This is a genomic window from Cellulomonas sp. NPDC057328 (assembly GCF_042667215.1).
Lineage (GTDB): Bacteria > Actinomycetota > Actinomycetes > Actinomycetales > Cellulomonadaceae > Cellulomonas.
Genome location: NZ_JBHUZW010000146.1, coordinates 1 through 8968, shown reverse-complemented (window position 1 = coordinate 8968; position 8968 = coordinate 1). Strand labels below are relative to the sequence as shown.

The window sequence follows — 8968 nt, the reverse complement described above, 5'->3', positions numbered from 1 at the left end:
GTCACCACCGACCCGGCCCCAGGCTCAGATCGACGTCAGCCGAGGCCGTTGACGACCTGGAGGAACGACTCCCAGCCGGCCTCCGCGGGCTCGCCGTTCACGTCCACCTGGACGAGCGCGTTGCTCATCGCCGTCTGGACCGTGAAGTAGTTCGGGCCCTTGAACGGGGCCTCGATGCCCTTCGAGCGGTTCGCCAGGATCGTGCCCACCGGGGCGTTGTTGAAGAACTCGTTGGTGGCCGACTGGACCGCCTCCGACTCCTGCGCCTCGATCTGGCTCGGGAACGTGCCCTTGTTCTCGAACGCCTCGATCTGCTGCTCGGGCGCCGTCAGCCAGGCGGCCAGCTTCTTGGCCTCCTCGACGTTCTCACCCTGCGACGGGACCGTCAGGTACGAGCCGCCCCAGTTGCCGGCACCGCCGGGGTAGACGTCGGCGAAGTCCCAGCCGGTGACGCCGGCGGCGTTGCCCTCGATGACACCGAGCATCCAGCCCGGGGCGAGCATGACCGCGAAGCCGTCGTTCTGGAACGAGGCCGTCCAGTCGTCGCTCCACTGCTCGAAGTGCGCCGACAGGTTGTCGCCGACCGAGGCCTGGACGACCTGGTCGAACATCTCCTTCACGCGCGGGTTGTCCGCGGCGATGATCTCGCCGGTCTCGGGGTCCTCGTACGCGGCCTTCTCCTGGTTGACCATGCCCTGGTAGATGGCGGTGGCCGAGTCGTAGAAGGGCTTGCCCGTGGCGCCCGTGTAGGTCTTGCCGACCTCGAAGAACTTCTCCCACGTGGCGTCGGCGCCACCGAGGAGCTCGGCGACGGCCTCGCGGTCGGCCGGCAGGCCGGCGGCCTCGAACAGGTCGGCGCGGTACGCGATGCCCTGCGGGCCGATGTCGGTGCCGTAGCCGATGAGCTTGCCGTCGGCGGTCGTGGCGGCCTCGGTCTTCCACTCCAGCCAGCGGCCCTCGACGTCGGGCGACGTGAGGTCCTCGAACTTGTCGGGGAACTCCATGAGCTCGGGGAGCCAGTCGACCTCGACCGCCTCGATGTCCGAGGTGCCGGAACCGGCAGCCAGGCGGCTGTTCAGGTTCTCGCGGGCCTCGTCCGCCGTCGCCGCGCGCTTCTGCTCGACCGTGACGCCGGGGTTCTCGGCCTCGTAGCGGTCGAACATCTCGTCGGTGTAGCCGAACTCGTTGAACGTGGCGACGGTGAGCGTGACGTTGCCGCCGTCGCCCGAGTCCTCGCCCTCGCCCGCGTCGTTGCTGCCGGAGCAGGCGGAGGCGATGAGGGCGATGCCCGTCACACCGGCCGCGAGCGCCCACGCCTTGCGTGTGGTCTTGCGCACTGTGACTCCCTTGTCAGTCGGACGGCGACGTCGCCGTACCCCTGGTGTCCACCCGGCACCCGTACGCCGCAGGGGCCGCGACGGGCGTCGCGCGTGGGGCCGTCGGGCCCCGACGTGGGATTCCCGTGGTCGTCCGCGGGAGCGTTCCCACGCGCTGGGTGACACCTTCGTCGGCATCATGGTCGAGTGTCAAGGAGCCCCGTGTCGGCCATCTGGGTGGTAGCGGTCCCATAGGGGCGTCGTCGCAGGTCAGGGCGATTTCCCACCGCTCCCACGTTACCCAATCGTTACGGCGGGGGAGCCGGTCCGTGACCTGGGCGGGCCGGTGCTCCGAGGAGTGGTCGGCGACCGCGGGTCGCCCCCTGGTGGCGCGCCGGCGAACCGGTGCCGGACCTGCCGGACATGTCCTCCCGCGCACCCAGCGCAGTCGCCGTCAGGCGGTCCGGTCGCGCCCGTCGGCGGCGTCGCGCGCGAGCCACGACCGCGCGACGGCGGCCTCCGCGTCGAGCGCGGCGCGCACGGCCTGGGCGGCCGCGGCCTCGACCGGGGCGGCGAACAGGGGGACCGCCGCCCGGACGTCGCCCTCGTAGGTCAGCGTGCACGCGCCGGGGCCGGAGACGGTCAGGGACGTGCGTCCCGTCACCCGGACCGGGGCGCCGACGATCTCGACGACGACCGTGCCCGTCCGCCCGCCGTCGGCCTGCGCGGCCTCCCACGCCTCGACCTGCCGGACCTCGATGGCGGTCCCCACCACGCCGGCCAGGTGCGGGGGGATCTGCTCGGTCGGCAGCGCACGCCGGGTGGTGACGGTGAAGGCACCGGCGGCCGACCCCGTCACGTCGACCTGGCGCTCGTGCGCCCCGGACGCGCGCACCTTGGCGTCGACGTAGGCGGTGTCCGCGAGCATGCGTCCCGCGGCCGTCGCGTCCGCCGGCAGCTCGTGCGCCACGCGCAGCTCCACCGCGAACCTCCCTGCCGTCGTCGGCCGTCGTCGGCCGTCGTCCTCGTCGGTCCCCGCGTGCGCCGAGGGACGGCGCCACGGGTGCGCACGGCCCGACGTGCGTCGGTCCGCGGGCGCGAGACCCGACGTCGAGCCTATCGGGCGCTGCGTACCCTGGGGCCGTGTCCACCCTGAGCGACCTCGTCGCACGTCACGGGCCGCTCCCCGCCGCCGACCTGGAGTGGCTGCACCTGCTGGTCGGGGACTGGCAGGTCGTGTCCGACCTCGCCTTCGCCGACCTCGTGCTGTGGCTGCCCACGACCGACGGCGACTTCGTCGCGGTCGCGCAGTGCCGGCCCTCGACGGGTGCGACCGTCCACTACGACGACGTCGTCGGGTCCCACCCGCCCGACGGGCAGCGCCCCCAGCTGCGCCGCGCGCTCGAGGAGCAGGCGCCGCAGCGCTCGCGCGAGCCGCGCTGGTTCGGCTCCTACGCCGTGCGCGAGGAGGCGGTCCCGGTCGTCCGCGAGGGACGCGCGATCGCCGTGCTGGCCCGCCAGACCAACCTCGGCGGCGCCCGCACGCCCAGCCGGCTCGAGCTCAACTACGTGGAGGCGGCCGACGACCTGCTGGGCATGGTCTCGCGCGGGGAGTTCCCGGCGCCGGACGCGCCGACGGGCCCGCGGCGCGGAGCGCCCCGCGTGGGGGACGGGCTCGTGCGCCTCAACGGCGAGGGCGAGGTCCTGTACGCGAGCCCCAACGCGCTGTCGTGCTTCCACCGCCTGGGCGTGCTCGGCGACCTCGTCGGCCGGTCGCTGGTGGAGGTGACGTCCGACCTCATCGAGCAGAACGCGACCGTCGACGAGTCGATGCCGCTCGTGCTGATGGGCCGCGCCCCGTGGCGCGCCGACGTCGAGGCCCGCGGCGTGGCGCTGTCGATGCGCGCCGTGCCGCTGACCGAGCACGGCGAGCGCGTCGGTGCCGTGCTGCTCTGCCGCGACGTCTCCGAGCTGCGCCGCCGCGAGCGGGAGCTCATCACCAAGGACGCGACGATCCGCGAGATCCACCACCGTGTGAAGAACAACCTGCAGACCGTCGCGGCGCTGCTGCGGCTGCAGTCGCGGCGGATGAGCAGCCCCGAGGCCCGCGACGCGCTCGGCGAGGCGATGCGGCGCGTGGCGACGATCGCGCTCGTGCACGAGACCCTCTCGCAGACGCTGGACGAGAGCGTGCCCTTCGACGACCTCGTCGGGCGCAGCCTGCGGCTCGCGGCCGACGTCGCCACGGCGGGCGCGCACGTGCGCACGAAGGTGCGCGGCTCGTTCGGCGCCGTGCCGGCGGAGGACGCGACCGCGCTCGCGCTCGTGCTGACCGAGCTCGTGACGAACGCCGTCGAGCACGGCTTCGCGGGCCGCGAGCACGGCTCGGTCGACATCGTCGTGGACCGCGACGGCGACGCGCTGCAGGTCGAGGTGGCCGACGACGGCGCCGGCCTGCCGGCGGAGCGGGGCGCGGGGACGGGGCTCGGCACGCAGATCGTCTCGACGCTGGTGCGCAACGAGCTCGGCGGGTCGATCGAGTGGCGTCCGCGCGACGGCGGCGGCACCTCGGTCGTGCTGCAGGCGCGGCTGCGGCAGGGGCGGGACACCGCGACCGTCGCCTGACCCGTCCGGCGCGCCGGTGCGCGCCGGGCCGTGGGGCCGTGGTCCGTCCGCGCGGGCCGTCGTCCGCACGGTCCTCGGACGTGCGCGCGGGCCGCTGCCGGGCGAGGAGCCCGCAGCGCCCGCCGGGTACGCCGCAGGGCCGCCCGCGTGCGTCGCGGACGGCCCTGCGGGGGCGGTCAGGAGGTGTGGCCGGACCGCGCGGTGCCCCGCCGGGTGGGCGGGGACGACGGGGTGCGGCGGCTCAGCCGGCGCGGCGCTGGCGCGCGGTGCGGCGCTTGAGCGCGCGGCGCTCGTCCTCGGAGAGGCCGCCCCAGACGCCGGCGTCCTGGCCGGTCTCGATCGCCCACTTCAGGCACGTGTCGACGACGTCGCAGCGACGGCAGACGGCCTTCGCCTCCTCGATCTGCTGCAGGGCCGGACCCGTGTTGCCGATCGGGAAGAACAGCTCGGGGTCCTCGTCGAGGCAGGCAGCGCGGTGACGCCAGTCCATGGGATCTCTCCTTGCACGCGTCGGCCCCGCGCCCCGGGGGGTGGGCGCAGCCGTACGGCGTGGGTTCAGTGGTGGGGGGGACGTGCTGCATCAAGACTCACACCGCCCACCGGTCGAGACAAGGGTTACGACAAGGTTTCATCGTGGTGACGGGTGAGGCGTTGATCACACCGCCCGGCGCGCTCGGCGGTCGGGCGCCGGCGCCCGCTCCGGCGCCCCGCACGCCGCCGGGGCGAACGTCCAGGTCAGCGGCACGGCGACGTGCGCGGGCGCCTGACCTGCGGTGTCGTTGTCCCGCGTGGTCGGCGAACCCCTCGCGCAGGACGGTCGGGACGACGCGCCGCGGCGGCGCGTGACCGTCGTCACGACCGCGGCCCGGCACGTGGTGGAGGTCACGCCGCGCAGGGCGTGGTGCTGAGCACGGGTGCGATCTGGTATGTGCCACGCGGGTCGGCGTGTCGCGCCGGACGCGCCGCACACGGGCCCCGCGGATGTGCCCCGGCCGGGCGGCGGTCGGGGGCGTCCGCGCGGGCGTGCCGCGGGCACGGACGCCTAGGGTCGTGCCATGCCGAGGTCCCGTCCCGCCCTGCTCGTCGTCGCCTGCGGCCTGGTGCTGCTCGAGGTCCTCGTCCTGGTCGCTGCGGGGGTCGCGGGGACGGCCACGCTCCTGCGCGGCTCCCAGGTGCCCGCCGTCGCGGCGTTCCTCGTGGCCCTGGCACTGGGGGCGGCGCTGCTGCTCGGCGCCGCCGCCCGCGGGCTGTGGTCGGGGCGCCGGTGGGGGCGCGGGCCGGTGCTCACGGCGCAGGTGCTCCTCGTGGTCGTCTCGGCCTCCCTGTGGGGGAGCGGCGCCGGGCCGCGCGCGGGTCTCGGCGTGCTGCTCGGCGTGGCGGTCGGCGCCGCCGTGCTGGCACCGCCGGTCGTCGCCGCGACGTCGCGCACGGGCCAGGACGACGTGGACGAGCGCGACTGACGCGCGCGCCGGCGGTCACGGCACGCGCCCGTCCCCGTCCCCGCGCCCGTCCGCGGGTCCGTCCATGGGCCCGGCCGTGCGGCCGCCCGTGCTCCGGTCCGGTGGGCCGGCCGCGTGCACCTGCACCCGGCGCAGCGTGCGGTCCCGGCGCAGGACGCCACGCCCGGGCACGCGGCGCGCCGGGTCGCCCTGCAGCGCCGCGCCCGCCCCGAGCAGCGCCGTCGCGTCCGCGTCGTGCGGGTCGAGCACGACGACCAGGCGGGACCGCAGCGCCGTGGCGACGGGCCCGCGGAACGCGCCGGCCGCGTGCGCGGAGGTCGTCGCCAGCGCGACCACCCGCGGGCGGGGCGTGTGCAGCAGGTCGTCCACCGCGTCGGCGGCTGCGGGGGCCGTCCGCTCGAGCTCGTCGACGTCGTCGACGACGAGGACCGTCGACGCGTCGCCGTCCGGCGGCGTCGGCGGCACGCCGGGGCCGACGGTCGTCCACGGGACGTCCTCGCCGTCGTCCCCGTGGGCGCCCGCCGGCGCCAGGCGCAGCACGCGGTGACCCGCGGCGGCCCACGCCCGCGCGACGGCCAGCAGCGCGGTCGTGCGTCCCGACCCCGGTGGGCCGGCCACGACGAGCGGGCGGGTCGCGTCCGCGTGCACCGGGCCGCCGTCGTCGCCGCCCACGCCGAGGGGCACGACGACGGTGCCGTCGGCGGTGCGCGTCGGTGCGGGCGGCGGCACGTGGTCGGGCAGCCGGGCGACCCGCACCGGTGCGCCCGGGGCGGTCCCCTCCCCGGGTGGGGCGTCGTCCACGTCCCGGTCCGCCGGGGGCTGCACGACCTGGCAGACGCGGGCGGGCCCGGCACCCGTGAGGACGGCGCGCCCGGGCGTGGTGCGGGCCGCGGAGAGGTGAGCCGGGACGCCGGCGAGGGCGTCGGCCGACGCGTCGACGACGGGCAGCACGAGACGGGTGGGGAAGTCGCCGAGCAGGCGGGCGACCGCCGGGACCACCGCGGCCGACGCGGCGAGGGAGAGGCCGGGTGCGGGGTCGCGCCACGTCGCGACGAGCAGGTCCGCGGCGGCGCCCCGGGCGTGGCGGCCGAGGGTCTCGAGCAGCACGTCGAGGCGGTCGACGACGAGCACCGCGGGCGGTCCCGTGCCGGCGGCGGCGTGCAGCCGGTCGAGCAGCAGTCCGGTGCGGTGCGCCTCGTCCGGGGGCAGCACCGTGCCCAGCGTGCGCGGGTCGGACACCGCGCGCACGGCTGCCTCGGGCAGGCCGACGGTGTGCACGTGCGCACCGGCGCGGGTCGCGCCGGCGGCGACGGTGAGCAGCGTGCTGGACCGCCCGGACGCGGGGCCGCCGAGCACGAGGAGCGGCCCCGACGCCGGCTCCCAGCGGACGCCGGCGCGCCGCTGCTCGTCCGGGACGTCGGCGAGCGCGAGCGCCAGCCCGTCGCCCGGGGGCACGTCCGCCGTCGTCACCCGGGACGGCAGGGGCGGGCACCACGGCACGCCCGGGCCGGGGCGCCCCCGCGCCGCACGGCGGGCCGCCGACACCCAGGCCGCGACGTCGTCGGCGCCCGGCCCGACGCGCGGTCGCCACGGCGCTGCGGGCGGGGCGTGGGCGGCCGCGAGCCGCACGGGCGGACCGGAACGCCGGGGCCGGGCCCGGGCCACCTGGACGGCCAGCGGTGCGCGCGACCCCACGCGCACCAGGCCCCGCCCGGGGTGCGCCGGGTCGAGGTGGGCCGCGTCCGGCACGTCCACGACGTCCCGGGAGTCGGCGTCGTCCGCGACCCGCAGCGCGACGCGCTGCGTCACGTTCGCGCGCAGGTCGGCGGTGACGACGCCGGCGGGGCGCTGCGTCGCGAGGACGAGGTGCACGCCCAGCGCCCGCCCCTGCGCGGCGATCCGGGCGAGCACGTCGACCGCCTCCGGGACGTCGTCGACCAGGGCGCGCAGCTCGTCCACGACCACGAGGAGCCGCGGCGGGGTGCCGGGGGCGTCCGGGTCCAGCCGCCGCACGTCGGCCGCGCCCGCCGCGGCAAGCGTCCGCTCGCGACGCCGCAGCTCGGCGCGCAGACCCGTGAGCGTGCGCCGCGCCGCGCCCGCGTCGAGGTCGTCGACGTGGTCGACGACGTGCGGCAGCCCCGCCAGCGGCCCGAGCCCGGTGCCGCCCTTGAAGTCGGCGAGCAGGAGCGCCAGCCGGTGCGGCGGGTGCTGCAGCGCGAGGCCGAGCACGAGCGTGGTCAGCAGCTCCGACTTGCCCGCGCCGGTGGTCCCCGCGACCAGCACGTGCGGTCCGTCCGCGTCGAGGTCGAGGGCGACCTCGGAGCCGTCGGCGGCCGTGCCGAGGGGCGCCCGCAACGGCGCGCGCGCGTCGGCCGCGCGCCACCGCCGTGCGACGTCGGGCGCGTCCGCGGCCGGCACGCCCGCGAGCGCGCCGAGCACCGTCGGCGCGGGCCACGGCCCGGAGGCCGCGCCGGGAAGGTGCGCCGGTCGCGCACCGGCGGTCCCCGCGGTGCGCGGGCCGGGGAGGGGGCGGGCGTGGACGGCCCCGCGCGCGGTCCACCGGGCCGCCGCGAGGCGGCGGGCGGCGTCGTCCGCGACGGCCACGCCCACGAGCTCGGCGGGTCCGGCGGCGCGACCCCCGTCGGCCTCGGTCCGGACGGCACGGGCCCCGTCGACGCGGACCACGGTCCGCACCCAGGCGGGCGGGTGCGCGCCCGGTGGCACGACCAGCAGGAGCCCGTGCGACGCCGGCGCGGCGGCGCGCCACGTGCCGAGCGCCGGGTCCGGGCCGTCCGCGACCACGACGCACGGGCCGGCGTGGTCGCGTGCGCCGGGCGGTGGCAGGTCGGTGGTCGGGGCGAGCCAGCGCGTCCACGTCCAGTCGCCCGGGGAGGCGGACCGCAGGACGAGGTCCGTGTCCGGCCCGGTCGCCAGCGCCCGCAGGACGAGGGCCCGTGCGGCGGCGAGCGTGTGCTCGCGCGCGCCCACGAGCGCGAGCGTCCCGCCGGCGCGACCCGCCGTGCCGCCGCCGGACCCGCCCGTCCGGTCCCGGGACCCGGCCGTGCCGTCCGTCGGCCACACCCCGCCGTCGGCGGACCACACCCCGCCGTCGGCGGACCAGCCGCCGCCGTGCCGGACGACGTCCCCGACCGGCAGCGACGCGCCCGGCGCGCACGTGCCGAGCACCTCGCCGGTCCGCGTCGCACGCGCCGCACGGGCGCGGACCGCCGCCACGTCGGCCGGTGCCGGCGCCGTGCCCGCGGGGTCGTCGGCCGGTCCGGGCGCCCGTCCGTCGGTGCGCGCCGCGGCGGGTGCCCTCGTCGCCAGCAGGCCCGCCAGGCCCACGGCGGCGCCGACGAGCAGCAGGGGCTGCCGCAGCGCGACGGCGAGCGCGACGCCCGCCACGGCGGAGGCGAGCGCCGACCACAGCCACGGCGACGGCGCCGGTCGCGGCGTGCGTCCCGCCGGCGCGTCGGTGCGCAGGCGCAGGACGGTCCCGCCGACGTGCAGCGCGTCGGCGGGACGCCACCGCCGGGGAAGGCGGCCGACGCGCCGACGGCGCACCGC

6 protein-coding genes are annotated in these 8968 nt (G+C 78.1%); 2 read left to right on the top strand and 4 right to left on the bottom strand.

Features of this window, described 5'->3' with window-relative positions; genetic code table 11:
* Positions 1-35: 35 nt before the first annotated feature.
* Together ACFUMH_RS17535 and ACFUMH_RS17530 are read right to left on the bottom strand one after the other, a co-directional pair.
* A complete protein-coding gene (locus ACFUMH_RS17535) occupies positions 36-1337 on the bottom strand; it encodes an extracellular solute-binding protein (RefSeq protein WP_378208585.1) in 1302 nt (433 codons plus the stop codon).
* Between the two features lie 433 nt (positions 1338-1770).
* Positions 1771-2298: a DUF2505 domain-containing protein gene (locus ACFUMH_RS17530; protein WP_378208583.1), complete on the bottom strand. Its 528-nt coding sequence runs from the start codon at positions 2296-2298 to the stop codon at positions 1771-1773.
* Positions 2299-2459: 161 nt separating this feature from the next.
* Between ACFUMH_RS17530 and ACFUMH_RS17525 the strand changes: the two genes are divergently transcribed.
* The gene (locus ACFUMH_RS17525) at positions 2460-3941 is read left to right on the top strand and encodes a sensor histidine kinase (RefSeq protein WP_378208581.1); all 1482 of its coding nucleotides are present in this window, start codon (positions 2460-2462) and stop codon (positions 3939-3941) included.
* Positions 3942-4182: 241 nt separating this feature from the next.
* On the opposite strand, the gene ACFUMH_RS17520 is transcribed toward ACFUMH_RS17525, so the two are convergent.
* Positions 4183-4431: a WhiB family transcriptional regulator gene (locus ACFUMH_RS17520; protein ID WP_013117620.1), complete on the bottom strand. Its 249-nt coding sequence runs from the start codon at positions 4429-4431 to the stop codon at positions 4183-4185.
* Between the two features lie 565 nt (positions 4432-4996).
* Here ACFUMH_RS17520 and ACFUMH_RS17515 point away from each other — a divergent pair.
* A complete protein-coding gene (locus ACFUMH_RS17515; protein ID WP_378208579.1) occupies positions 4997-5401 on the top strand; it encodes a hypothetical protein in 405 nt (134 codons plus the stop codon).
* A gap of 15 nt (positions 5402-5416) precedes the next feature.
* On the opposite strand, the gene ACFUMH_RS17510 is transcribed toward ACFUMH_RS17515, so the two are convergent.
* Positions 5417-8968 (bottom strand): FtsK/SpoIIIE domain-containing protein (locus ACFUMH_RS17510; RefSeq protein WP_378208577.1); only part of this gene is annotated, 3552 nt, incomplete at its 5' end.